This window comes from Aliirhizobium smilacinae (assembly GCF_006335145.1).
GTDB classification, from domain to species: Bacteria; Pseudomonadota; Alphaproteobacteria; order Rhizobiales; family Rhizobiaceae; genus Neorhizobium; species Neorhizobium smilacinae.
In genome coordinates, this window is sequence record NZ_VDMN01000001.1 from 281,287 (window position 1) to 305,721 (window position 24,435).

The 24,435-nt window shown below is 57.7% G+C and carries 25 protein-coding genes; 14 read left to right on the forward strand and 11 right to left on the reverse strand.

The window, feature by feature from the left end; translation table 11 throughout:
- Window positions 1-85 precede the first annotated feature (85 nt).
- The 5 genes from FHP24_RS01340 (at window position 86) to FHP24_RS01360 (ending at window position 3,649) form a co-directional block, all read left to right on the forward strand.
- Window positions 86-997 (forward strand): PhnA-like protein, encoded by a 912-nt coding sequence (locus FHP24_RS01340; protein WP_139671817.1) that lies wholly within the window; start codon window positions 86-88, stop codon window positions 995-997.
- Window positions 998-1,066: 69 nt separating this feature from the next.
- A complete protein-coding gene (locus FHP24_RS01345; protein ID WP_139671820.1) occupies window positions 1,067-1,591 on the forward strand; it encodes a YidB family protein in 525 nt (174 codons plus the stop codon).
- Between the two features lie 2 nt (window positions 1,592-1,593).
- Window positions 1,594-2,577, forward strand: coding sequence for a L,D-transpeptidase family protein (locus tag FHP24_RS01350; protein WP_139671823.1), 984 nt, complete (start codon window positions 1,594-1,596; stop codon window positions 2,575-2,577).
- 115 nt (window positions 2,578-2,692) lie between these two features.
- Entirely contained in the window at window positions 2,693-3,193 is a 501-nt protein-coding gene (locus tag FHP24_RS01355) for a hypothetical protein (protein ID WP_139671827.1), read from the forward strand.
- Window positions 3,194-3,202: 9 nt separating this feature from the next.
- Window positions 3,203-3,649, forward strand: coding sequence for a DUF421 domain-containing protein (locus tag FHP24_RS01360; protein ID WP_139671831.1), 447 nt, complete (start codon window positions 3,203-3,205; stop codon window positions 3,647-3,649).
- Window positions 3,650-3,736: 87 nt separating this feature from the next.
- Here the strand turns inward: FHP24_RS01360 and FHP24_RS01365 are convergent, their stop codons facing one another.
- Window positions 3,737-4,354, reverse strand: a complete 618-nt coding sequence (locus tag FHP24_RS01365; protein WP_139671834.1) for a flavodoxin family protein — start codon at window positions 4,352-4,354, stop codon at window positions 3,737-3,739.
- Window positions 4,355-5,151: 797 nt separating this feature from the next.
- On the opposite strand from FHP24_RS01365, the gene FHP24_RS01370 reads away from it, so the two are divergent.
- Window positions 5,152-5,334 carry a hypothetical protein gene (locus tag FHP24_RS01370; protein WP_139671837.1) on the forward strand — a complete coding sequence of 61 codons (183 nt, stop codon included), beginning with the start codon at window positions 5,152-5,154 and terminating at the stop codon, window positions 5,332-5,334.
- A gap of 5 nt (window positions 5,335-5,339) precedes the next feature.
- Here the strand turns inward: FHP24_RS01370 and FHP24_RS01375 are convergent, their stop codons facing one another.
- The 6 genes from FHP24_RS01375 to FHP24_RS01400 all read right to left on the reverse strand — a co-directional run bounded on the left by FHP24_RS01375 (window position 5,340) and on the right by FHP24_RS01400 (window position 12,733).
- Window positions 5,340-5,843 carry a PAS domain-containing protein gene (locus tag FHP24_RS01375; protein ID WP_180355850.1) on the reverse strand — a complete coding sequence of 168 codons (504 nt, stop codon included), beginning with the start codon at window positions 5,841-5,843 and terminating at the stop codon, window positions 5,340-5,342.
- Between the two features lie 515 nt (window positions 5,844-6,358).
- Window positions 6,359-6,640 (reverse strand): HU family DNA-binding protein, encoded by a 282-nt coding sequence (locus tag FHP24_RS01380; RefSeq protein ID WP_210237800.1) that lies wholly within the window; start codon window positions 6,638-6,640, stop codon window positions 6,359-6,361.
- A 70-nt stretch (window positions 6,641-6,710) separates the two neighbouring features.
- The gene (locus tag FHP24_RS01385) at window positions 6,711-7,529 is read right to left on the reverse strand and encodes an alpha/beta fold hydrolase (RefSeq protein WP_139671843.1); all 819 of its coding nucleotides are present in this window, start codon (window positions 7,527-7,529) and stop codon (window positions 6,711-6,713) included.
- A 291-nt stretch (window positions 7,530-7,820) separates the two neighbouring features.
- Entirely contained in the window at window positions 7,821-10,886 is a 3,066-nt protein-coding gene (locus FHP24_RS01390; RefSeq protein ID WP_342782279.1) for a hybrid sensor histidine kinase/response regulator, read from the reverse strand.
- A 300-nt stretch (window positions 10,887-11,186) separates the two neighbouring features.
- Complete coding sequence (locus tag FHP24_RS01395; RefSeq protein WP_139671849.1) at window positions 11,187-12,263, reverse strand: sensor histidine kinase; 1,077 nt, start codon at window positions 12,261-12,263, stop codon at window positions 11,187-11,189.
- 110 nt (window positions 12,264-12,373) lie between these two features.
- Window positions 12,374-12,733 (reverse strand): response regulator, encoded by a 360-nt coding sequence (locus FHP24_RS01400; protein WP_246091562.1) that lies wholly within the window; start codon window positions 12,731-12,733, stop codon window positions 12,374-12,376.
- A gap of 246 nt (window positions 12,734-12,979) precedes the next feature.
- On the opposite strand from FHP24_RS01400, the gene FHP24_RS01405 reads away from it, so the two are divergent.
- The 6 genes from FHP24_RS01405 to FHP24_RS01435 all read left to right on the forward strand — a co-directional run bounded on the left by FHP24_RS01405 (window position 12,980) and on the right by FHP24_RS01435 (window position 18,904).
- Complete coding sequence (locus tag FHP24_RS01405) at window positions 12,980-13,246, forward strand: CrpP-related protein (RefSeq protein ID WP_139671855.1); 267 nt, start codon at window positions 12,980-12,982, stop codon at window positions 13,244-13,246.
- Between the two features lie 174 nt (window positions 13,247-13,420).
- On the forward strand, window positions 13,421-13,672 hold the full coding sequence (locus tag FHP24_RS01415; RefSeq protein WP_139671858.1) for a SemiSWEET family sugar transporter: 252 nt from the start codon (window positions 13,421-13,423) through the stop codon (window positions 13,670-13,672).
- 223 nt (window positions 13,673-13,895) lie between these two features.
- On the forward strand, window positions 13,896-14,402 hold the full coding sequence (locus FHP24_RS01420) for a YciE/YciF ferroxidase family protein (RefSeq protein WP_139671860.1): 507 nt from the start codon (window positions 13,896-13,898) through the stop codon (window positions 14,400-14,402).
- A gap of 99 nt (window positions 14,403-14,501) precedes the next feature.
- Window positions 14,502-16,649 (forward strand): catalase, encoded by a 2,148-nt coding sequence (gene katE, locus FHP24_RS01425; RefSeq protein WP_139671862.1) that lies wholly within the window; start codon window positions 14,502-14,504, stop codon window positions 16,647-16,649.
- A gap of 249 nt (window positions 16,650-16,898) precedes the next feature.
- Complete coding sequence (locus FHP24_RS01430) at window positions 16,899-17,762, forward strand: SDR family oxidoreductase (RefSeq protein ID WP_180355851.1); 864 nt, start codon at window positions 16,899-16,901, stop codon at window positions 17,760-17,762.
- 332 nt (window positions 17,763-18,094) lie between these two features.
- Window positions 18,095-18,904 (forward strand): mechanosensitive ion channel family protein, encoded by an 810-nt coding sequence (locus tag FHP24_RS01435; RefSeq protein ID WP_139671865.1) that lies wholly within the window; start codon window positions 18,095-18,097, stop codon window positions 18,902-18,904.
- Window positions 18,905-18,993: 89 nt separating this feature from the next.
- Here FHP24_RS01435 and FHP24_RS01440 read toward each other — a convergent pair whose 3' ends face one another.
- Window positions 18,994-19,389, reverse strand: coding sequence for a DUF1236 domain-containing protein (locus FHP24_RS01440; protein WP_139671869.1), 396 nt, complete (start codon window positions 19,387-19,389; stop codon window positions 18,994-18,996).
- A gap of 260 nt (window positions 19,390-19,649) precedes the next feature.
- Between FHP24_RS01440 and FHP24_RS01445 the strand changes: the two genes are divergently transcribed.
- Both FHP24_RS01445 and FHP24_RS01450 read left to right on the forward strand, forming a co-directional pair.
- Window positions 19,650-20,315 (forward strand): TetR/AcrR family transcriptional regulator, encoded by a 666-nt coding sequence (locus tag FHP24_RS01445; RefSeq protein ID WP_139671873.1) that lies wholly within the window; start codon window positions 19,650-19,652, stop codon window positions 20,313-20,315.
- 97 nt (window positions 20,316-20,412) lie between these two features.
- Complete coding sequence (locus FHP24_RS01450; RefSeq protein WP_139671876.1) at window positions 20,413-22,059, forward strand: carboxylesterase/lipase family protein; 1,647 nt, start codon at window positions 20,413-20,415, stop codon at window positions 22,057-22,059.
- 81 nt (window positions 22,060-22,140) lie between these two features.
- Here the strand turns inward: FHP24_RS01450 and FHP24_RS01455 are convergent, their stop codons facing one another.
- The 3 genes from FHP24_RS01455 to FHP24_RS28955 are packed head-to-tail and all read right to left on the reverse strand — an operon-like array spanning window position 22,141 to window position 24,111.
- Window positions 22,141-23,121, reverse strand: a complete 981-nt coding sequence (locus tag FHP24_RS01455) for a DUF3618 domain-containing protein (protein ID WP_139671879.1) — start codon at window positions 23,119-23,121, stop codon at window positions 22,141-22,143.
- Window positions 23,121-23,537: a phage holin family protein gene (locus FHP24_RS01460; protein ID WP_070163894.1), complete on the reverse strand. Its 417-nt coding sequence runs from the start codon at window positions 23,535-23,537 to the stop codon at window positions 23,121-23,123. Before FHP24_RS01460 ends, FHP24_RS01455 begins: the two co-directional genes overlap by 1 nt.
- The gene (locus FHP24_RS28955) at window positions 23,530-24,111 is read right to left on the reverse strand and encodes a nutrient deprivation-induced protein (protein ID WP_246091563.1); all 582 of its coding nucleotides are present in this window, start codon (window positions 24,109-24,111) and stop codon (window positions 23,530-23,532) included. Before FHP24_RS28955 ends, FHP24_RS01460 begins: the two co-directional genes overlap by 8 nt.
- Window positions 24,112-24,435 lie beyond the last annotated feature (324 nt).

The window sequence follows — 24,435 nt, forward strand, 5'->3', positions numbered from 1 at the left end:
TTGCTTTTGGGGTCGAGAGGAACCCTCGACTGATTGCGGCGTTATCGTGGCACTCACGAACCCGTGAACCCATGAGGTACCTTCCATGACCGAACCCGTCTCCGTCCACGTCTCGCGCGAAACAGCCTATGTCGATCCCGCCCTGACGGCGTCTTTGAACAAAGTCTCTTGGAGTGCGATCTTTGCCGGCGTCGTTCTGGCCCTGGCCATTCAGTTCCTACTCAATCTTCTTGGCGTCGGCATCGGTGCCGCGGTTCTCGATCCTGCACAATATGATAACCCGGAAGCCAGCACGTTCTCGATCGCAGGCGGGATCTGGTTCGTCGTGGCCGGCATCATTGCATCCTTCGTAGGGGGCTATGCAGCCAGCCGGCTTTCCGGTCGTCCGAGCCATACGACGGGCGGTTACCAAGGCGTCACCACCTGGGCTGTGACCACGCTCGTCATCCTCTATCTTCTGACCACCTCCGTCGGCGCTCTGATCGGCGGAGCCTTCAGCGGTCTTTCAAGCATTGTCGGCGGGGTTGGCCAGACGGCGGCAACCGCTGCGACAACCGCCGCCCCTGCCCTGGCAAATTCGACCAACCCGATGGCCGGGATCGGGCAGCAGATCCGCGACGCCTCTGGCGGTAATGATCCGGCAGCACTGCGCGATGCCGCCGTCGCGTCGGTTCAGGCTGCCGTCACTGGAAACGAGGCGACCGCAGCTGATGCTCGCAATCGTGCAGCCGATGCTGTTGCCAAGGCTCAGAACATTCCGATTGAACAGGCGCGCACTCAGGTCGCGCAGTACGAAAAGACCTATCGCGACAACATCGCCGCCGCCAAGCAGAAGGCACTCGATGCCGCCCAGACTGCCACCAAGGCAGTGTCGGCCGGCGCGATCCTCGGCTTTATCGCACTTCTGCTCGGCGCTGTTGCCGCATGGTTTGGCGGCTCCTACGGCACCAAGAAGGCGCTGCTGCTCGCAGAGACCACCACGCGTCGCACCATCTGATTTGCGAAAAGGCCACCCGATGCGGTGGCCTTTTTGCGTGCAGCTCAAATCTCAAAGGGAGATTTCATTATGATAAGTGGTCCATTGAAGGCCCTCCTCGGCGTGCTTGCCGTCGCCGGCTATCAGAACAGAGACAAGATCGGCGAACTGCTGCGCGGCATTCAAACCGGACGCAATCCGGGCGGTGCGCCAGGACAAACCGATCAGCAGCCCGGTGGGCTTGGCGGGCTGCTTGGAGGTCTGGCTGGCGGGCAAGGTGGTCTCGGCGATCTTCTCGGCGGTATGACCTCCGGGGGAATTCTGAGCGGCGGGCTCGGCGATCTCTTGAAGACCTTCCAGCAGAATGGTCACGGCGACAAAGCGGAATCATGGGTCCGCCCGGGCCCGAATGCCGACATCGATCATGGCGAACTGGCGCAGGCCATTGGACCGGAAATCCTCGACGAGCTGGCGGCAAAGACCGGCCTCTCCCATGAAGAAATCCTCGGCCGGCTGCGCCACGATCTGCCCAGGGCCGTGGATGATCTGACCCCGAATGGGACCCTTCCTGAGACCGACGAAGGCTTCGGCCATCCTCGCCCGACGGCGGTCTGAGCATGGCATCTGCAGTCGCACGGTTGCTCCTCTCCGCTGCCCTGGCCACCCTCTGCGGCCAGGCGCTCGCGGCTTCCATCGATGCGCAAGCCGTCAACACGGCCGCCATCGCTTCCCTTCCCGTCGAAGCGCCAGCGGAAAAACCAAAAGACCCGAATCCGGCCGCCGTCCACCTTCAGGTTTTATTGGATCGTGCCGGCGCGTCGCCTGGCGTGATTGATGGGTACTTCGGCGAGAACCTGACAAAGGCGATCGCCGGTTTCGAGGCGCTGCAACGCTTGCCCGTGGATGGAAAGCTCGATCCGGAGGTGCTCGCACGGTTGCCCGACGATGTGCCGGCCGTTCAGGCCTATGCGATTACCGCGGACGACGGCAAGGATATCGTCGAAAGCATTCCCAAAGACTATGCAGAGCAGGCAAAGATGGAGCACCTCGGCTATACGAGCGTTGCCGAGAAGCTCGCCGAACGCTTCCACATGGACATCGGTCTTCTCAAGACCCTCAATCCAACCACGACGTTCAAACCCGGCGAAACGATTGCCGTCGCGATCCCGGGCAACCCTAAGACCGGCTTGGTGAAACGCATCGAGGTGCATCGGAAGGTGGCGCAGGTGTTTGCCTTCGCAGAAGATGGATCGCTGCTGGCCGTCTATCCCGCCACCATTGGCAGCGAGGACACGCCCTCGCCGACGGGCACGCATAAGGTCAAGGGCGTTTCCCGGAGACCGGTCTACACCTACAATCCTAAGATCAATTTCCAGCAGGGCAGCAACAAGAAGGTCTTGGAATTGCCAAGTGGCCCGAATGGTCCGGTGGGCACCGTGTGGATCGACTTGACCGAGCCGACCTATGGCATCCACGGTACGCCCGAGCCGGAGCTGATCGGCAAGGTGGGGTCGCATGGATGTGTTCGGCTGGCAAACTGGGATGTCGAGGAACTGGCGGGTATGGTCAAACCCGGGGTCGTCGTGGAATTTATCGAATAACTAACGAGAGACAGCAGTTGGCGGATCTTGGTAGACGGGCAATTCCTTGCGGAGGTCAAATCTCCTGCCTTTCCGAAACAGCAAATCCATCTCGCATCAGAGTTAGAACATCGCCATGAAAGAGACTTCCAAAGCCGTGCCACTGCCGGACGGTGTCGACGATCATGGACGGTTCCAGCGCCGTTTTTGGATCGTGCAGCGCTGTGCCTGGGTTGTGTTCGCGGTCGTTCTTATTGCGTGCTTGTTGGGGTTGCTCGGTCGCGGCGGGCCGTTTTCCCGCTCTGTCGTGCAGACGGCTCAAGGCTCGCTCGACCTGCCAGCGATTTCCCGTTGGAACGCGCCGGACGAATTGAAGGTAACACTTTCCGCATCCGATCAGGATCGGACCGTCATCCTCGATCCGCCATTCCTGGAAGCCTTTTCCGTGGAAGGGATCGATCCACCCCAAAAGCAGACCTTCGCACGAGACGGCCACATCGGCTACGTCTTTGCCGCAGACGCCACGGCTGAAACCACCGTGATCTTCCGATTGCAGACCCAAAGACCCGGATTGCGCTCCTATGCGATCGGCATCGGGAACGACGCCTCCGAGCGGTCCACGTTCATTTTTCCCTGAGGTATCGTTATGGACGCTGTCATCCGTGGGCTCGCGATCTACTTCACGCTTCTGGTAATCATCCGGCTCTCAGGACGGCGAACCCTTGCCCAGATGACCCCATTCGATCTGGTGATCGTTCTCGTCATCTCGGAGACCACCCAGCAGGCCATGCTCGGTGACGACTTCTCGATCACCAATGCCATCATCCTGATCCTGACGCTCTTCACCACCGACATCGCTCTCTCCTATGTGAAGCGGTGGTGGCCCAGGACGGCCCATGTCATCGATGGCGTGCCGACCGTGCTGGTCGTTGACGGGCGCTATGACGAACGCGCGCTGAGAGGATGCCGCCTCGACAAGGAGGATGTGATGGAGGCAGCCCGCAATCAGGAAGGGATCGAGCGCGTAAGCGACATCAAGTTCGCGATTCTTGAAGTGAGCGGCAACATCAGCGTGATCAAGAAGCAATCTTGAATACAGCACGGCGGAACGTTGTGAATAATCGATCGGCCCGTTCGCCCAGGCATAAAATCAATTCGATCTGTCGACCAGGGAGGCGTCTCACTCCTCTTCACCGGGATACTGAGACCGTTTCAGTAGGCCGGCGAGATGAGCGGTGTTGCGTGCCAGCATCGAGATCATTGTTTCGACTTCCTCCGGGGTTTTGTCAAAGTCCACGAAGTTTTTGGATCCCATTGCTTCGCCGACCCAGTATGCCACGGCATTGGCGGCAACGGTGAAGCCGACATCATTAAGGGCTTGATATACCTCGGCCGAAACATGGTGGGCGCCATCTTCGTTGCCGACGACCGCAACAGCTGCCACCTTTCCGTAGGATACCATCCGCCCCTGGTCGTCGGTCTCCTCCAAGAACGCGTCCATGCGTTCCAGCGCCCGCTTGCAAACACTCGACGGCTGTCCCAGCCAGATCGGCGTTCCGATCAACAGGATATCGGCCTCAAGCACTTTCTTGCGGATCTTGGGCCAATCATCCCCTTCGCCTTCGTTTGATGTCACGCCCGGCTTGATATTGTGATCAGCGAGACGGATTGTTTCGGTTTCGACGCCGTGTTTTTTGAATTCCTCAGCGATCAGCTCAAGAAACTTGCCCGTCGAGGACTGCTCCGAAGAGGCGGAAGATTTTAGGGTGCTGTTGAATGCCAAAGCCTTGAGTGTCATGGAATTTCCTTTCAAAAATTACTGTTTACGGAGGGCTGATCTCGCCGCCGCGCTCCGAGCCGACCTGTCCGACGGACGTTTGCCTTCCGGATAAAGCCTCAACGACCCGCCGGTTCCCGGCTTCATGTCCACGATAAAAATTCTCCGTCTTCGCCAGATCGAGTTGCAACGCGAAACAATCGCCCAGCGATTCGACAGCGTTGTGGCCGGTTCTGTTGGCAACACCGCCCCAGCGGGCATCGCTAAGCACAGATGGGGGCCGCGATCGACAGCGCCCAGCACGGTCGCCAGCACCCGGAGACCGTTTGGTCGGCGACAAACTGCGGTCTCTACCTTTTGCTGCCGCTCCACGAAGCCGCTTCGTGTTGGTACGAGTCGTGCCAGAAGACGTTATTTCCAGCATATCGATGACAAAGCCGGCCTGATGTCATCCCCTCCTCCTTGCAGCGGCAGCTATACGGCGCAGGGATGACGTCGATGGCTAAATCAAGGTTGGTGAGAGCGATGTGCTCGCCGCTAAATTCTCACCCACGGGCCTCGCCTCGATCGCACTGGCTGGGGGACAGACTTGAGTGGGGCGACTCCGCCGTCGGCTCCGTCCGAAGTGACCCAAGCACCGATTTTCCCATTTTCCGCGATACCGGATGCCATGGTATATAAAATAAAAGACATGTCTTAAATAATATGCGTAGTGCACGTAAATTCCATTTACGACGTCCGCTTTCACTTTCTAAAATCGCCCCTCGCCATGCTGCCAAGAAGTCGTCATGCGTATCCATTGCCTCGGGAGTATTCGTATGAAGTTTGATCAGAACGACAGTCATCATGACGAAGCGGTTATGAACCTTCTGGCGCTCGTCCGCGACCTGAAAGGGAAAGCCGCGACGACGGGGGCAGTGGATGATCAGCGACGCCGCGCCAACGTTCAGTCCGTCCTCGCGTCTCTCCTTCGTGCGTCCGCCTCAACCGATAGCGACTGAAGGCCTCAGGACCAGCGTTGGATGACTTGAAGCACCGTTCGAAGCTGGCCTGCCACTGTGCGCTGTCCGGATTGCTCGGCAATCTCCAAAGCCGCGCGACAGTGGAACGTCAGGGCGCTCTGGTGCTCTAACTGCTCAAGGGGATCGGCGACGATCATCCCTACCCAACAGGCCGGCGTTCCCGTCTCGTCCCTGAAACAACGGCCCGAGGCCAGTACCGTCAGCGCATCTTCCTCAGGCTGAAGGATACGGTAGGTCTCCTGGTAAAGCCCTCCTTGAACGATGGCTGTATGGATGGCCTGAGCAATTCTCAACCGGTCGTCGACATCAATGCGCTCGAGGATCGCCTCTATCGGCAGTCCCTGGCGCAGTGTCGGAATGTTGAATCCGAAAAAAGCGGCAAAGTTGTCGTCTCCAAAGACAAGATTTTCTGGCACGTTCCAACTGTAGAAGCCGAGACTATCCGTATTCGTCCCGGTTCCAGATGCCTGCGACTGTACATTCCTCACGTAAGCCTCCCGATGCGGCACGACTGAGCAAGCAGAAGGAACCCGCGGCATCACGAGACTTCGGGACAAACGCCATCACAGCATCCTGGATACTTGCACCTCTAAACATTTACGCAAATTGGAAGTTCCTGGATCACGTAAGAGTTGAGACATCAGAAGAATTTACCTGCCATAAAAGCAACGACGGGCATAATTGTTGCGCCAAAGTTACTTCGTTTATCCTAATATGTATGAGAGGTCGATCAGCAGATTAAAAATGCCGCCGTCGCGGCATAACGCTCCTTTCGGCTCAATCGGTCATTCCATTTTGTCGGATTGAACCGATTACGGCTCGTCTCTGTCTTGATTTGTGATACATGGCCAAACTCTTGCGACCATGCGGAACGGCCGATCGCGCATTCGCCGGACGCGAGTGACCCGCCAACCCTCACCGAATCGGTTCGATCGGCGGATTTGGACGGCCGTCCGACAGGCTACGTCTGTGATAGCGGCAGGCGCACAGCCACTATCTAGGATCAGCTGTTTACGGCTTCCTTCAGCGCCTTGGCGGGCTGGAACACGAGCTTCTTCGACGCCGCGATCTTAATCGTCTCGCCAGTCGAGGGATTGCGACCATCACGTTCCGGCTTGTCCTGAACCTTGAATTTCCCAAAACCGTTCAACGAGACTTCCTCGCCTTTTGACGCCGCTTGCGAAATGCCTTTCAAGACATCTTCGACAATGGTTTTGGCCTGGGTTTTCGTCAGCCCGTGTGCCTCGGCAAGGCTTTCAGCCAGATCGTTCGTACTAATAGCCATTTGTTATCCTCCCTCGTTGATTCGACGGTGCATGGTATCGCATTCACGTACCGCCGTCGTAACCGAATATTTAGTGGAGCGTTCCCAAGAAACTCTGTAGCATTTCGTTGAATATGTGGTGTTGCATCCAGTGCGGACCGTGTCCGGCACCAGCAAGACGCAAGGGGCGGTCGGTCCACAACTGGCCGTAATTCAGCGAGTCAATATAGTCGAGGTTGATCACCGGATCGTCAGCGCCGTTAACGATCGCCAGCGGCACGGTTGACCTTTGAACAAGATCGCGCTGATCGAGCTGCGTTCCGGCAAGTACGGCGTCCACCATATATTGCCGTGAGCGCCCGTCCGTGCGGCGGACAGCCGATGTGTAAAACAGATCGCGCTCGGCCCCCGGCCCCAGTGCCATAGCAACCACACCTTCGACCTGTTGGTCGGTGAGGATGGGATTGCCAGTGTATGTCATTTCAGGATTGGGCAGGAAGCCAAGCTGCGCACCTTCCGGTCCGGGCGGAATAGGTGGGGTACCGAAGACCATTACGCCAGCAACATCGTTTAATCGCGCTACAAGATCCAGGGCAATATGCCCGCCCAGCGAATGCCCCAGAATAGCAACCTTCGCGATGCCAATCTTTGCGAGGACTTCGACTATTGCTTCAGCGTAACCGCCGAAGCAATATGTGCGCCGAGGATCGAGCGCGTCAGACGATGCACCATGTCCGGGCAGGTCCACTGATACGAGCCGCCGCGTCCCTGCCAGGGCCTGTTTCTGAAACTCGAACATCTCCTTGCAGCCCGAATTGCAATGCAGCATCAGAAGCGGCGTCCCGGCTCCTCCGACGTCGGTGATTGCGACCCGCCCGTGGGATGTTTCAATGACTGTCTGCTTTTCCATGCGTTTAATCCGGATTCCTATCGCTCTTCTCGGTTCGCCTCCTTCTGATGATAGGAAGACAGCAAGAAAATGGCACGCATCGGCGGCGCATAGGATTCGCCCTACAGCAGCGAGCAATTTTGAACTCGATTAGAAGATGGAATTTAACTTGCACGCGGAAACTGGAGGTAAAGTCAAGGTCAGCGGCGACATACTTCAGGCGTTGCCTTACTTGCATCACTTGGGTGTCGTCGGTAACCCTCGGCCTGCAATAAATTCAGGGCCATTGATCAGCTGACCACCGGCAATGGCTCAATCCGCCGCCAGCTTGAACGCGGCACGAAGGTCTTCACTGGAAAATGGCTTTGACACCAGGCTTACCCCAGCTGGCAACCCTCCGGGCAGTTCGTGCCGACCGCTCGCTATGATAATCCCAAGACGCGGATGCATCTCCCTTGCCTTGACGACCAGTGTCTCTCCACTTATTCCCGGCAGGCCCAGGTCGGTCACGAGGAAGTCGAAGTGGCCGCTTTGCAGCATCTCGATCGCCTGTTCGCCGCTCCCCGCTTCTTCCACCTGATGGCCGTCGTTAGCGATCATGTCGCAAATATCCATCCGGATCAGCACGTCGTCCTCGACAACCAAGACCTTGAACGGGCGTCCCTGAGGTTCAGATGACGCTGGAACCGTAGGGACTGGCGCGGATGTTCCTGTCTGCGGTTGTCGCGCCGTCAGCACCTGGCGGATCTTCCTCGCCAGAGCGTCACGGGTGTATGGCTTGGAAAGCAGTTCGACCCCCGCATCGAGTCGCCCATGATGGACGATAGAATTTTCCGTGTAGCCTGAAGTGAAGAGTACAGACAGGTTTGGTAGCCGCTCCTTGGCTTTGCGTGCCAGTTCCGGGCTTTTGAGCGTGCCGGGCATGACGACATCGGTGAACAACAGATCAATAGGAACGCCGCTTTCTATCACGGAAAGCGCACTTTGAGGATCCGATGCTTTCAGAATGCTGTATCCGAGATCCGATAGCAGCTCGATGACGGTGTCGCGGACGTTGTCATCGTCCTCGACGACCAGAATGGTTTCCGACCCGCCGAGCGAAGGACCGACGTCTTGCCTGATTTCCACGTCTTCGGCGGCCGCCGTCTTCGGAAGATAGAGCTTTACGGTCGACCCGTGACCCGGCTCACTATAGATCTTCACGTGCCCGTTCGACTGCTTGACGAAGCCATAGACCATCGAAAGCCCGAGTCCGGTGCCCTTCCCTTCGGCCTTGGTGGAAAAGAAGGGTTCAAACACCTGCTCGATGACGTCGGGCGTCATTCCGGCACCCGTATCGGTGATCGCCAGCATGACGTATTGGCCAGGCTCGACCTCTGCATGGCGTGCCGCATAGGCGTCGTCCAAAAAGGCGTTACCCGCTTCGATCGTCAGTTTGCCAGCTCCATCCATCGCGTCGCGAGCATTGATGGCCAAGTTGAGAACAGCGTTCTCCATCTGCGTCGGATCAATCGACGTGTTCCACAGGCCGCCTGAGACGATCGTCTCGATCTCGATCGCTTCGCCGATAGAGCGACGCAAGAGATCATCCATGTTCGTTAACAACCGGCCGAGATGAACGACTTTCGGCGCGAGAGGCTGTCGTCGCCCAAATGCAAGAAGCTGGCTTGCCAGCTTGCCTCCTCTGACCACACCGGCCAGAGCATTATTAACACGTCGCTCGGCGCGCTCGTTTCCGGCCACGTCCTTGGCCAGAAGATTGAGATTCCCCGAAATGACCTGGAGAAGATTGTTGAAGTCGTGCGCAACGCCGCCGGTCAGCTTGCCGATCGTCTCCATCTTTTGGGATTGCTGCAAAGCGTTTTGCATTTCGAGCAGCTGTGCTGTTCGCTCCTCGACGCGGGCCTCAAGCTGCGCGGCGCTGTTTTCGAGGGCTGCTTCTGCTTCCTTCTGGTCATGAATGTCGGTATTGGTTCCGATCCAGTGAGCGACCCCGCCGCCATCGGCCTTGATCGGGACGGCGCGCGCAATGTGCCATCGATAGGCACCGTCATGGCGGCGCAGTCGAAATTCCACCTGATATTGCCTGGCGGCGGCCCGCGCTTCTGTCCATTCCTGCGCCGCCACGTCAATATCATCGGGATGCACCATCGCGGCCCAACCATTGCCAGCCAGGTGGTCCAGGCTCATGCCACTATAGGAAAACACCTGATCATTGAACCAGTCGAGTGATCCATCCGAGCGGGCCGTCCAGACATGGTTTGGCATTGACTGCGACAGCGTCCTGAAGCGTTCTTCGCTCTCCAAAACCCGTTTCTCAGCAGCTTTGCGGATTGTGATGTCAAGGAAAAGCACTGCGAAGCGTTCAGGCCCTACCTTGCGGGCATGCGCCTCATACCAGCGGTTTCCCAGTGCCGGGATATAGACCTCGAACTGTCTGGCCTGTCCGGTGTCGACGATCTCTCCATACGTGGCGATCAACTCGTCCTGGACGCCTGGTATCGCGTCCCGGACCGGCTGTCCGATCGTCTGGGCTGCAATCAGCCCCGTCTGTCGCTCGAATGCCGGGTTGATATCGATAAAGACGAAGTCGATGACCTTACCTTCGGCGTCCCGCACCACCTCGGCGGTGAAGAAGCCCTCATGCATCTGTTCAAACAGCCCGCGCCAGCGCTCTTCGCTCTTCTGCAGCGTGACTTCCGCTTGCTTGCGGTCGGTTATGTCGAAAGCGATCCCGACGAAGCGTCTCCGGCCGCTGCGTTCGCTGGATATCACCTGACCTCGCCGTGCGATCCAACGGGTGTTCCCCGTCTTCGGATCGATACGGCGGTACTCGGCATAATCGAGCGGGTTGCTTTGTCCCAGTCGTTCAGGGCCGGAAACCGCGCGGTCATCCGGGTGAAGCAGGCTGATAAGAAGATCGTCGGTGACGCGGATATCCGGGTCTAGACCCCAGACTTTGCGGTATTCCTGCGAGACATGGAGTTCGCCGCTTTCCGGAAACCATTCGAATGTGCCAACACCGCCAGCCTGTTGGGCGATCTCCAGCCGCTGCTCGACACGAACCCTCTGCGTCGTATCTTTCAGAATCACCAAAACGCCGGCCGGTATCCCAGTCGCATCGAGGATCGGGCTGAAGTCGAGATTGAGCCAGACATCCTCTGGGCCTGCGCCCCGTTCAATCACGGCATGACGATCGCGAAACGAAAGAGTTCGGCCGCCCAAGACGGCCTTCACGACCCTCTTATTAAGCGCCGCAAGCTCCGGCCAGGCTTCTGAAATCGGCCGGCCGAGAAACGCGGAATGCCTCTGACCGACGAAATCGGCGTAGGCATTGTTATGGAGGACCAAGCCGTCCTCACCCCAGAGAATTGCCATTGGAACGCCGGCACTGAGGACCAGACTCAGAGTCTGCTCAAGCACCGTCGGCCACGCCGCGCGCGGCCCTAACCCCGTGAAACTCCAGTCGATCGTGTCGATCGACCGGGCCAGGTCCCCCCGCCGTCTGTTAGAAGGTGCTTGAGCATTCAGTTTCGGCATGTTGATTTCGTGCAATGATAAAAGCCGCGCTATATCAGACATTCGCAAAAACGTACATGACAATAGCTCTCATCAGGAGCGCTCACGGCAGCCGATCAAGATCTCAGTCAGCAGGTGGCCGTCCGCCATCTCGTCATATCACTGTCTGGCAGCTTCTTTCGAGAAAACAAGCGTGACACTCATGCCGGCCTGCGGCGTCGAGTTGACTTCGATATCGGCCCGGGCGTTCTGTTTCAAAGACTGAACGATCATCGCGCTCAATTTCCCGCGCTTCGGCCATGTGGCATCCTGAGGGAGGCCCGCGCCGTTATCGGCAACGGTGATACGGCAGCCGGTGTCATCGACGACGCAGCGTAGGGTAATTTCTCCGCCATCTCGGCCGATGAAAGCGTGCTTCAGCGCGTTGGTCAAAAGCTCGTTGACGACGAGGCCCGCAGGCATCGCGACATTGACCGATAATGGCCAGGTGTCGACCTTCATGTCCAGCCTGATCCCTTCGACGGCGTGCGCGGTCATCACCGAGGCAGCGATCTGGCTGACGTAGGAGCCAAGGTCGATCGTCCCGCCTTTTTCCTCGTCCGACAGCGAGCGATAAAGCAGGGCGAGTGCCTCGATCCGCCCTGCAAGCTGCGCAAACCGCTCACTTGCTTCGCTGTGCTGAACGTTGCGGGCCTCCATCCTGATTAGCGCGGTGATCATCTGAAGATTATTTTTGACGCGGTGCTGCAGTTCCCGCAGAAGGACGTCTTTTTCCGCCAGCATTTCACTGACACTTTGATCCGACGAGGCCTGGTTGCGAGTGGCGAAGGCGACCAAGCGAAAAAGTGGAGCACCGTCATCGTCGACGATCGTGTTCGACCACACATCGATCGTCAGGCTCTCGCCCGGCCCGCCGGCCAAAAAGAACGCCCCGATATACTCTTCTCCGGACGTCACTGCAGATGTCAGCGATACTTCGCCTGCGACTGCGCCGGCATTTAGATCGATCGTCGACCAGGATTTTCCCTGAACGTGGTTCGCGGTCAGCGACGTCAGCCGCTCAAATTCCAGATTGACATAAATCAGCGCCTCGCTTTCTCCAAGCTCGGATACGGCGACGGCAAACGGCACATGATCGAGAAACTGTCGAAACCGGTGGTCATCCAAGGCTTCGGCGAGATGGGGTAGACCAGCTATACCTTCCGGAGAAAGGTTATTGTCTTCGGGGTCACTCATTGAAACGTGCTCGACAGAGGGGAAGGACGGCTCTGCATAGCACGATAGATCTCCAACCGCTTCAAAAACCTTCGTGGCGAAAATCCAAGCGTCGAAATGTCACCGACAGCCTACTCGACCATTCGTTTGATGGCAGAAACAATATCAGCATGAGCATAGGGCTTTGGGAAAAAGCAACTGCGCGAAGGCATCTGTGCAGGTCCGACCCGCTTGTGTCCGGAGGTGATGATGATTTCGATCGGCGGCCAGCGATCTCGCACCACATGAGCAAATTCGATGCCGTTCAATTCGCCGGGCAAATCAATGTCGGTGAAGATCGCACGGATATCGTTGCGCTCGTTCAGGACTGCCAATGCGTCGCTGGCATTAGCCGCCTCACAGACGTCAAACCCCGCATCGGTCAGATCGTCTGCGATCGTCATACGAATAATCGGCTCATCTTCCACAATCAGGACCTTGATAGGCACCATGCTTCTTCTCATTCCACCTACGGTCGCGGATCGTCCCAAATAACTGCCTGAAGTCGCCTTTGTTCCTCTATTTGTCGCTGTATTTGAGGTGGCCGCTCGGGGAAAATCTTCGCACCATCGTCGCCATTCGGCGAGCCTTCTCAAGACATTGCACCTCTTGATGAGGCTGAGTTAACCAGTATAGGTTTTGTCAGCTTCGATTCGAGATAGTACGGGGCCTCGCGCTCGATGATCATGAGGATCAGAATGTATTTCGACACACAGATATCGCTGGATTGGCAACAGCGCGGCATGAATGCTCGAGTGCTCGGGCTAAAGATTGATGCCAATCCTGTCCTGCCCTACGTGTCTGGTGCACAAGAAGCTGGAGAAAAAGACGAATGGGTACAGAAGGCTGAAGCTTGGTCATTCGGCTGGTGCATCGAGGATGCAAGCCGATCGGTCGGTGATCGGCGGGACTTCTTTGAAAGATTCGACCCTGTCCCGCCGTTGCGAGAAACTCATCAGTTTTAAGCAGTTCAAGCTGCACTGAAAACCGTTAGCCAAGCAGTTCGACGGCAGCATCGTGGGTCTTGTCCGCGCTGCTACAGACTGCGTCCCTGAGGGTCTTAGACACCGGGGCGTTGACATTGTAGAAACGAATGAACCCCCGCATGGCTGTTGCCCACTGGGTGAACGGGAGACAAAGTGGACACCACATTGATCGTCGGCTATCTGGCCTCCGCTTGCTCGGTTACGAGCTTCGTCCCGCAGGTCTGGAAGGTATTGAAGACTGGCGATACCGCGGCGATCTCTGCCCGCATGTACACGCTCACCGTCGTTGGCTTCGCGCTTTGGTCTGCCTTCGGAATACTCAAGCAAGAGTGGCCGATCATCCTGACCAACTCGATCTGTTTCTTCCTGTCCGGATTTATCTTGATCAAGAAGCTTTGGACATAGTCGCCGTCAGTAGCAAAAGAGGGTTTTGGAGGCCAGCATCCGTCCCGGCAAAGAAACCTTTTTGCCCACCTAAGGACAAGAAGGCTTACCGCGGCGCAGGCGCGCCAGAACCTTGTTACCGTGTGCAAGAGGTTGTTCCTCGTGGCCCCAGCTGTAGCGGAACTTCGATCCACTTCGAGTGTTATTGTGGCTCCCACTCTCGAAATTGTGATCGGAACCCACCATGGCTACGGAAAAAACACTTAATGATCTTTTCCTCGATACTCTCAAGGACATTTACTTTGCCGAAAAGCAGATCCTGAAGGCTCTTCCCAAAATGGCCCGTGCCGCCCAGTCCGAGGAAGGCAAGGCCGGCTTCCTGCAGCACCGCGACGAAACGCAAGGCCAGATCGAACGCCTTGAACAGGTGTTCGAAATCCTCGGCAAGCCGGCGCGCGGTAAGACCTGCGAGGCCATACAGGGCATCATCGCCGAAGGCGAAGAGATCATGGAGGAATACAAGGGCACGTCGGCGCTCGACGCTGGCCTCATTTCTTCTGCCCAGGCTGTCGAACATTACGAAATCGCCCGCTATGGCACGCTGAAGTCCTGGGCGAACCAACTCGGTCTGACGGACGCGATCCCACTGCTGGATGCCAATCTCCAGGAAGAGATCGCCACCGACCAGAAGCTGACGGCGCTCGGCGAAGCGTCAGCGAACCCCAAAGGCGCCAAGAAAAAAGCCAGCTAAAATTCTCCGACACGGATAGGGCCGCCTCCAAGGCGGCCCTTTCTGTATGCGGCAAATCTTTTCTCCTATGCAGCCCCCAATTTTCGATCGGAGAGTACCATGGCCAAGAGAACCACAACGAAACCAGCCGCCCCGAAAGCATCAATCGCGACGATCCATGACCAGAAGCTTCAGCGCGGCGCTGGCGGTGAGCTGCATCAGATCGCCGAGGGCGATACGCCTGTCCTGACGACTGCCCAGGGCGGACCGGTCGCCGACGACCAGAATTCGCTGCGCGTCGGCCCGCGCGGTCCCCTCGTCGTCGACGACTTCCATTTCCGCGAGAAGATCTTCCACTTCGACCACGAGCGCATCCCCGAGCGCGTCGTCCATGCCCGCGGCTATGGCGCCCATGGCTATTTCGAGACCTATGAATCGCTTGCGGCCTATACCAAGGCCGACCTGTTCCAGCGTCCCGGCGAGCGCACCGAAGCCTTCGTCCGCTTCTCCACGGTAGCGGGCAACAAGGGCTCCGCCGACCTCGCGCGCGACGTTCGCGGCTTTGCCGTCAAGCTATATACCCAGGAAGGCAACTGGGATCTCGTCGGCAACAACATCCCGGTGTTCTTCATCCAGGACGCCATAAAATTCCCTGACCTGATCCATGCCGCCAAGCAGGAGCCGGACCGGGCGTTCCCCCAGGCGCAGACAGCCCACGACAATTTCTGGGACTTCATCAGCCTGACGCCGGAAAGCATGAACATGATCATGTGGATCATGTCAGACCGGACCATCCCCCGCTCCTTCCGCTTCATGGAGGGCTTTGGTGTGCATACGTTCCGATTCGTCAACGCCAAGGACGAGTCCACCTTCGTCAAGTTCCACTGGAAGCCAAAGCTGGGCCTGCAGTCGGTTGCCTGGAACGAGGCGGTGAAGATCAATGGCGCCGATCCGGACTTCCATCGCCGCGATCTCTGGCAGGCAATCCAGTCGGGTAATTTTCCCGAATGGGAATTGCAGGTTCAGCTGTTTGACCAGGAGTTCGCCGATAGCTTCGACTTTGACGTCCTTGACCCGACGAAGATCATCCCAGAGGAAATCCTGCCGCCGCAGCCTATCGGACGCCTGGTGCTGGACCGCATGCCCGACAATTTCTTCGCGGAGACCGAGCAGGTCGCATTCATGACCCAGAATGTGCCGCCGGGCATCGATTTCTCCAATGACCCGCTGCTGCAGGGCCGCAACTTCTCCTATCTCGACACGCAGCTTAAGCGCCTCGGCGGCCCGAACTTCACGCATCTGCCGATCAACGCGCCGAAGTGTCCCATGCACACCTTCCAGCAGGACGGCCATATGGCGATGCGCAACCCTGTCGGCCGCACCAACTATCAGCCCAACTCGCGCAACGAGGGGCCACGCGAGTCGCCGATGCAGGGCTATCGCCACTTTGCTTCTGAGGAACAGGGCACCAAGGCACGCCTGCGTCCGGAAAGCTTTGGCGACCATTACAGCCAGGCACGGCAGTTCTACATCAGCCAGACGGGCGCCGAGCAGCGCCATATCGCATCTGCGCTGACATTCGAGCTCGCCAAGGTCGAGGCGCTGGTCATTCGCGAGCGGATGGTCTCCCATCTGATGAACATCGACGAGACGCTGGCGACGACGCTTGCTCAGAAGCTCGGCTTCCAGTCCATGCCGAAGCCGGCCGATGCGGCAATGCCGACACGACAGGATCTCGAGCCATCGCCGGCACTCAGCATCGTCGAACGCGGCCCGAAGCGCTTCGAGGGACGAAAGCTCGGGATCTTCATCACCGACGGCGTCGACGTGGCGTTGTTGAAGGGCCTCGCCGACGCCATCGTCGAAGAGAAGGCCACATTCGAACTCATCGCACCAAAAGTCGGCGGCGTCACCGCCTCCGACGGCACTCTGATCGAGGCACATCACATGATCGACGGTGGCCCGTCCGTCCTGTTCGACGCAGTTGCCGTGCTAACGTCGGCTGCGGCGATCGACAACATCGTCAACGAGGCCGCTGCACGTGATTTCGTGGCCGACGCTTTCCAGCATTGCAAGTTCATTGGCTACGACCAGTCGGCACTGCCGCTGCTGGAAAAGGCCGGTATCGCCGGTGCACTGGATGAGGGCGTGATCATGCTCCCTGGCGAAGAAGGCCTGGCCTCGTTCGTTGCCGAGCTTGGTAAGCTCCGCGTCTGGGGTCGAGAGCCGTCGGTGAAGCTCGGCAAGGCATCGCCGCCGATTGCATAATGCGACGCGGGCGCGTTTCTCTCCGCGCCCGCCACGACATCAAGGCCATCCAGGCGACTATTGACAGGGATTTTCGGCGGATCTTGTTTGCCAAGGTCGACGTTTGCTGCACGTCGACCGATGGCTTTGCATCGATTTGTCCGACGATCCCGTGTGCCATCAAACGCATCTAGCGGGACGAGCTGCATAACTACGGAACTCACGGCAATCTCGACTGTTTCTCGTCTATAACCATTGCCGGAGTCGATCATGACAGAAGTGCGCCGTCCATCCCCTCCTCATCCCCAACAGCATCAATCACCGCCGGGCAAGACGGCCTTGATGCAACCGGTCCCGGATCACGGTGAGCATTCCTACAAAGGTGATGGCAAACTCGAAGGAAAGGTAGCTCTGATCACGGGTGCCGACTCTGGAATAGGCAAGGCCGTTGCGATCGCTTTTGCCCGCGAAGGAGCCGATATCGTGATCTCCTATCTGTCGGAAGATGAAGACGCGGAGGACACGGCCAACTGGGTGAGAAAGGCGGGGAAAACCGCAATTATCGCCCCCGGCGACATCAAATCAGAGGAATACTGCAAATCCCTGGTGCAGCGGACCGTGAATGAGCTTGGCGGCATCGATATCCTCGTCAATAATGCCGCCTTCCAACGGACGTATGGCGATATCGCCGACATCACCGCGGAGGAGTGGGACGAAACCTTCCGAACGAACATCTACGCGCCGTTCTTTTTTGCCAAGGCAGCCGCGCCGCACATGAAACCGGGAAGTTCGATCATCAATACCACCTCGATTCAATCGAGGCAGCCCTCGCCACAGCTCCTGGCTTACGCATCGACCAAGGGCGCTATCTCAAACTTCACGGCTGGCCTTGCAGAAATGCTGGCCGATCGAGGAATCCGAGTGAACGCAGTAGCGCCCGGCCCGATTTGGACCCCCCTTATTCCGTCGACGATGCCGCCGGAAAAAGCGGCGAAGTTCGGCGAGCAGACGCTGCTCAAGCGGGCCGGACAGCCGGCAGAACTGGCCGGTGCATTCGTGTTGCTCGCTTCCGAACTGGGCAGCTATATGACCGGAGCGGTCATTCCCGTCACCGGCGGCGAAATTATGATCTAACAATCTTTGTGACCGTGGGAGACTTGGATGCCTGCTCGACGCCTTTCGAGTTGGAAGTCTGCCTCTCCCTTGTATCAATTTTTTTGCCAGGGCGGTGGCGGCGTGGCAATTGTCGGTCTGTTTAGCGCTGACAAAGTCTCCTACAGGACCAAACTTTGATTCAGACGCTCTCAGGCAAAAACCGATGCGGCCCCCCGCATCGAGACCACTCCGTATTTCCCCGACAACAACTCACGCATGATAATCAACGGCCCTGAGCGGCGATAACCGAACGCAGGCATTGTCGAACCTTTTACTACCGCTCGCGCAACCGGAAAGGAACTAACGAAAATATGGAAAGTCAGACCACAGACGCAATCATGACAAGCCCCAACGCTCTTGCTCAACTCGGTGCAATGGCCATTCATTACGGACTGTCGTTGGCTGGCGCTATCGTCCTATTGGTCGGCGGATGGATCCTGTCGGGCTTCGTCAGCCGATGGGCATATAGCGGCCTTTCTCGGATCCACGGCATTGATGAAACTCTTGCCCGTTTTTTCGAAAAGGTCTTACATTACGGGCTTTTGATCCTTGTCTTTGTCATGGTGCTGGGGCAGTTCGGCGTCCAGACGGCGTCAATCGTTGCTGCTCTTGGCGCCGCCGGCCTTGCTATTGGTCTGGCATTGCAGGGGACGCTTCAAAACATTGCCGCAGGCATCATGCTTCTCGTACTCAGACCCTTCCGTGTCGGCGAATATATCGAGACGTCGAGCGTCAAGGGCAAGATAGTTGATGTCGGTCTGTTCGCTACCGAGCTTAGAACCGGCGACGGGCTCTATCTGATGGCGCCAAATTCTACGCTTTGGAACACGCCGATTATCAACCACAGCCGCGAACCCGAGCGTCGACAGGAGCTCTCAGTCGCCATCGGAAACGACACCGATGTTAGCGTGGTAAAAGAAACTATCCTGGCGATCGTGGCATCCGACAAGAGAGTGAAAACCGATCCGCCACCACGGGTTGTCTCTGATGACCTGACGGCGGACAAAACGGCACTCAAGATTGAGTATTGGGCGTCCACTGGCGAGTGGACCGAAACGCGCTACGACATGATCGACAAGCTCAAGATCGGACTCGCTCAAAAAGGAATCGCTATCAAGTAGGCGTTGTTCGAAGTGAGCAAGTCCAGCTGCCGCACATAGCAAGGCCCGATGCTCTCGCACCGGGCCATTTTTCTCTTGGTTGTTTCTGATCACTCAACGATCTGAACGACCGTATGAGTTCGAGGATCGACGATCACACGCTGGTCGTTCACGACGGCATAGGCATAATGTTCATTGCTAGGAACGGGTGTCAGCACCACCGTTTCGGGGATTGGCTTGCCGACAACCACCTGCTGCTGAACGCGGACAGGAGCGGAAACCGGCTGTTCCTGCACGTAGGTTACGACTTCACGCGGCGGTGGATCGATCGCCGTTCCGACGATTGCTCCGGCCACGCCGCCCACGGCTGCGCCGACAGGACCACCGACGATGGCACCCGTGACCGCGCCGCCAGCAGCGCCGTTCACTGTGCTGTTTTGAGCGTTAGCGGTGGCTGCGAATACACTCGCCAGGATGGCCGTAGAAGCGATGATGATCTTACGCATTGGTTTCTCCTTTGAATTACCAATGCCAACACAATTCAGAAGGCAGGAGTTGTGTTCCACTCAGCTTGTCACGAACCGTAACCGACTGAGATAATTAGAGATATTTTGCCCAGCCCCTCGCTTCCACCGGGCAGCACATTTGTCCGCGGCTGGTGTAAGGCGTGTCGTTTACTCGCGAGCGTTAAGACGTTTTGTTGATCTATGCTCAGCTTTCTTATGTGGATGTGATACAAATTTATGAAAGCACAGGGAAATAGGATTTGGCAGATTTCGCCAGCAGACCAACAACGCGCTCATTCCGGCGCAGACCAAAGCAACGGCGCGGTCGCGAGCGCGTCGAAATAATCCTTGCGGTGGCTTTAGGACTCATCGCGCGTGACGGGGTGGACGCGGTAACGATGACGGCGATCGCGGCTCTGTCCGGTGGTCCGATCGCTTCGGTGTACCAGTATTTCCCCAACAAATCGGCGATCATCGCCGCACTCCACAGCGACTATCTGAGTAAGGTGGAAAAGTTAATTGGTGAAGGCGGCGGCAACGTTGACGACATCGCGACTCCAAGAAAAGCTCTGGCGTTGTTCGAGCGGACCTTTGATCTTTACCGCCGATATATAATCGAAAAGCCACACAGTCTCGACCTGTTGAATGCCGTCCACGCCGACAAGGCACTGGCCGTCCGCGATATCGCCGCTGCTCGCGCTCAAGCAAATTTCTTGTCCGACAGGACGAAGCATCTCGTGAGAAAAGAAAGATGGCGGGATTATTCAGACACAGTGTTTATTTTCTGCCACACCGCCGCATCCACCATACGTCTGTCCTTCATGGTCGCAAGTGCGGAACGCGAAAAGATTGTTGCTGAGTTTAAATCGATCGCCCGCATGCGATTGGAGAGTTATTTTACCGGCGTGCATCCAAGATTCCCCTGAGGCTATATGCACACTTGTTCACGAAGCGGGGCGAAATTTACCGCTACGCGATCGTGGAGACGCTGCAAAAAAGTCGGATCTCCGTTATAGAAATCCGATGCGCCAAAAGATCATCGCAGTGCTTATTCTAACGTTGGGGCCATTGATCATCTCCCTTTTGGGTCTGACAGCCTGTGCTGTTTATCCGGGCCGTGTGCCCGCCATTGTAAAGGCAACGGACAGTGCCCGGGAAATCGTTCGCACCACTGAAGGACTATTGGCCGGAGCCTCATCTTCTGAAGGACGGGCATTTCTGGGAATTCCCTACGCCAAGCCGCCGGTCGGACCTCTGCGCTGGCGTTCACCACAGCCTATCACGTCCTGGACCGTAGCGCGCGATGCGACCCACACCGGTTCCCCGTGCACGCAGTCGATTGGGCTGAACGTCGCCAGCGGCGGCGGTGGTGGCCTGGTGATTGGCGGTGAAGACTGCCTGTACCTGAACGTTTACGGGCCTCCCGCTACAAAGACACGGCCAGCCTCTCCTTTGCCGGTTATGGTTTTTCTGCCGGGCGGAGCCTTCATTCTCGGCTCCGGCGACAATTATGATCCAAGCAGGCTTGCGCAGACACAAGATGTCCTCGTAGTCACCGTCAATTATCGTCTGGGCGCTTTTGGATTTCTCGCCCATCCCGCATTGCAGCGCGAGAGCGTTAACGGTGGGTCAGGTAATTTCGGCCTGCTGGATCAACAGGCGGCGTTGCGCTGGGTCCAACGGAACATCGGGGCGTTCGGCGGCAATCCCCGAAACGTGACACTGTTTGGAGAATCCGCCGGCGCCTGGAGTGCCTGTTACCAGGCGGTGTCACCAACAGCGAAGGGTCTGTTTCAACGCCTGATATTGGAAAGTGGGTCCTGCACCGACACGCAATCTTTGGTCTCCGCCGGCGAAGCAGAGAAAGGGGGTATCGCGTTCTCCAGCAACCTGCAATGTGAGAACGTGGCCGATGTACCCGGTTGCCTCAGACGCTTACCGACCTCTCGTATCGCGCGTGCCCCTGCGACACGGCGCGGAATAGCAGGACCTACGAGTTGGGGGCCAGTCTGGGGGGACGTCGTTATTCCTCTCAGCCCAAGTGACGCCTTCCGCACCGGGCGCTTCCATGCCGTCCCCGCCATCATCGGTTCCAATCTCAATGAGGGACGCCTGTTTTCACTTTTGGTCAGAAGCGAAGGCGGATATCGAGCGCGTTTGCAGCGAGAATTCGGCGGAGGTGCTGCACGGGTAATGGCTCGATATCCTGTGGACGCTTATGGATCGCCGGGTCTTGCCTACGCAGCGGTGATGACGGATAGCCGCTTCGCTTGCCCAAGCGAGGATCTGAGGCGAGCGTGGGCTTTACATGCGCCGGTCTATGGCTACGAGTTTGCCGATCCCGCCCCGCCCTTCAGGCTCCCACGCCTCTTGATAGGTCATTCCATGGGCGCCTACCATGCCTCGGAACTTGCCTATGTATTCGGCACCCCGTGGGCGCTGGCAAGCCCGAGGCGTTTTACGGAGGCTCAGCGGCTCTTGTCTAATCGGATCATGAGTGCGTGGGGACGTTTTGCGCGCGGCGATCAACCGCTACCGCATTGGCCGCTCTCGACAACGGCAACCCCCAGTGTTCAGCAGCTGCTGCCGGGAGGAGATAGGGCCGTAGTGGACTTTCGCGATCGCCATGCTTGTGAGTTTTGGAACGGTGTCCTGACGGGATCACAGTGATGCTTCAACGCTACGTCAAACGTAGATTGTCGCCCCGAGTTGGGAGCGACAACCAATGGCATCAGATCACGTCTCCATGCCTTAGGTCTTGAACTTGTCTGCCTCCTCGACGACACGGTCCTTTACGGCGTCGTGAAGATCGGAAGCGACCGCGACCGCTTTGTCATAGGCGTCGGAGGCGATCTCTTTTCCCTGGTCGGCCAGCGCGGAGGCTTGGGCTGACACCGCTTCCTTGGTTGCGTCGGCAGCATCACCCAGAAGAGCATCTTCCTGTTCGGTGTGAGGCAAAGCAGCTCCGATTGCCGCACCCACAGCAAAAGCAAGAGCACCGCCGACGAGTGGTTGGTCGCGAAACTGCTTCAGGATCGCGTCGTTTAACCTGCCAACCTGTTCCTGCGCCGAGCTGCGTGCAGACGACGAACTGCGGGACAGGGATGCGGCAGTATCGGACACTTTGTTACCTATGCTGGTCGCAGACTCCTTGATCTGGGACCAAGTGTCCGAAGCCCATCCTGAAGCCTTATCCAGCGACGCGCCGGTCTCATCGGCAATGTGCTCAATCTGTTTGCCGCTCGCGTCGGCAAACCCGCGATAAGTCTTCCCCGCTTCATCGATAAAATGGCCAGCACGGTTGCCGGTCTCGTCCGTCAGCGCCTTAAGGCGCTTGCCGGAGTTGTCGCCAAAATGGCTGTAGCGGGATCCGCCAACCGTTTCGGGTGGACCGAGGCGACGCACAGGGCCATCGGCGGGATAAAGAGGATAGTCTCGGGCATAGGTGTCGGGTGCGGGGGCCGGATTAGCGGTTGTTCCCTGCTTGGCCATCAGCCAGGCCAGACCTACACCCATGAGAGCAACGGGAATGGGGTTGGTTTTTACCGCCTGACCTAGATTGCTCACGTATTCGCCGCCGCCGCTTCCCTTGGCGTAGGCCATGACCTCATCAATCAGTTGGCCCGGAGACATTCGCTCCTGGATTGCGTCAATGCGGCTTCCGATGCGTTGGCGATCGGCATCGATTTCGCGCTGGATATCGGCGGAGGTTCTTTCTGTCGTATTTTCCATCAGATTTTCTCCTTAACGGCGTCAACGTCACGACGAAGCGACGTCGTCGTCCGGTCAAGTTTCAAGTTGCCTGCACGCAACGTGCTCAAACCCTTGGACATCATCGTCCAGGCTATCGCTGCAATGATCACGCCGACAATTACCGCCGCGAGGGAGCTGGCGCTGGTCTCCATCATGCCCCACTTGATAAACAGTGCTGCCAGGCCACTGACCAACGCACTCAGAAGCACACCTATCGCGCCGATCGCGAGGACTAACCCGACGAGCAGCGCTTCGATGCCGACGAGTGCTTTCGACGCCTTTTCTGAGACCTCGGTCTTTGCGAGGTCGATCTCCTTGCGCAACAAGCCTGTCACATCGGATACGAGCCCTGACACAAGTTCTGACAAGGGTGCGTTGTCTGGAGAATTAGCCATTATCGATATCTCCCACACGCCGCGACTCGCTCGACTGAGACGGCCTTGGCTGGTCCGTTGAGCTCGTCTTTGTCGAATTATCGGTGCGTGCCGATGACGCAGTCAGGAAACGGCTGGCCGCAAGGCCGGCAAGCGCGGCAACACCGAGGAATGCGAGCGGCTGTTTGCGACCGAACTCCTCCGCCATGCTGGCGATCTCACCGAGATCTTTGCCTTCGATATCCTTTGCAAAGCTCTGAACGCTGCTGCCGATTTGCTTCGCATATCGTCCGACATGCTGCTGATCGGCTCCCTCAAGCTCGGCACCAACTTTTTCGAGGGCAGTCGCGATACCGCCTACTTGGTGAGCGGCAAAAGTCTTCTGGTCGGTCACAACGTCCTTGACCTTTTCGACAGCCGCCTCCCCGCCCTCCTTGACAGCATCGCGCGCAGAGGTGACATCTTCCCCCACCTTAGCTTTCAGATCCTCGAACTGCGTCGATGAGGTTCCAGAGCTCTGGGATGCGGGTGACGTGGGTTGTAGTCCGAACGAGGGCGGCGTCCCGCTCGCGGTCCTTCCAAATTCGTTTGTCATCGGTCTCTCCATCAGGGGGTAAATCAGCGGTTGCCGATAGTCATCAACACGCGCTTTAGATCTTTGTTCCAGCTTGCCAACGAGCGTCCCCGGCTGCCGAGTTAAGCGATTATTGGAAAAGTACCTGCGCGGTCCAAGTCGTTCCTACGCGACACAACAAGCAGAACATAATGTCAGATACGAAACCCGCGACAAATTCATCACCGGACTAAAGACGCGTGTGCCATGGAAAATCAGGGACTGTCGATCATGACGCCGTAGCTCGGCCGTATCGACAATTTTTCCAATGTCGCGGCTAAGCTCTCAGCGTATACGTGAAACAGA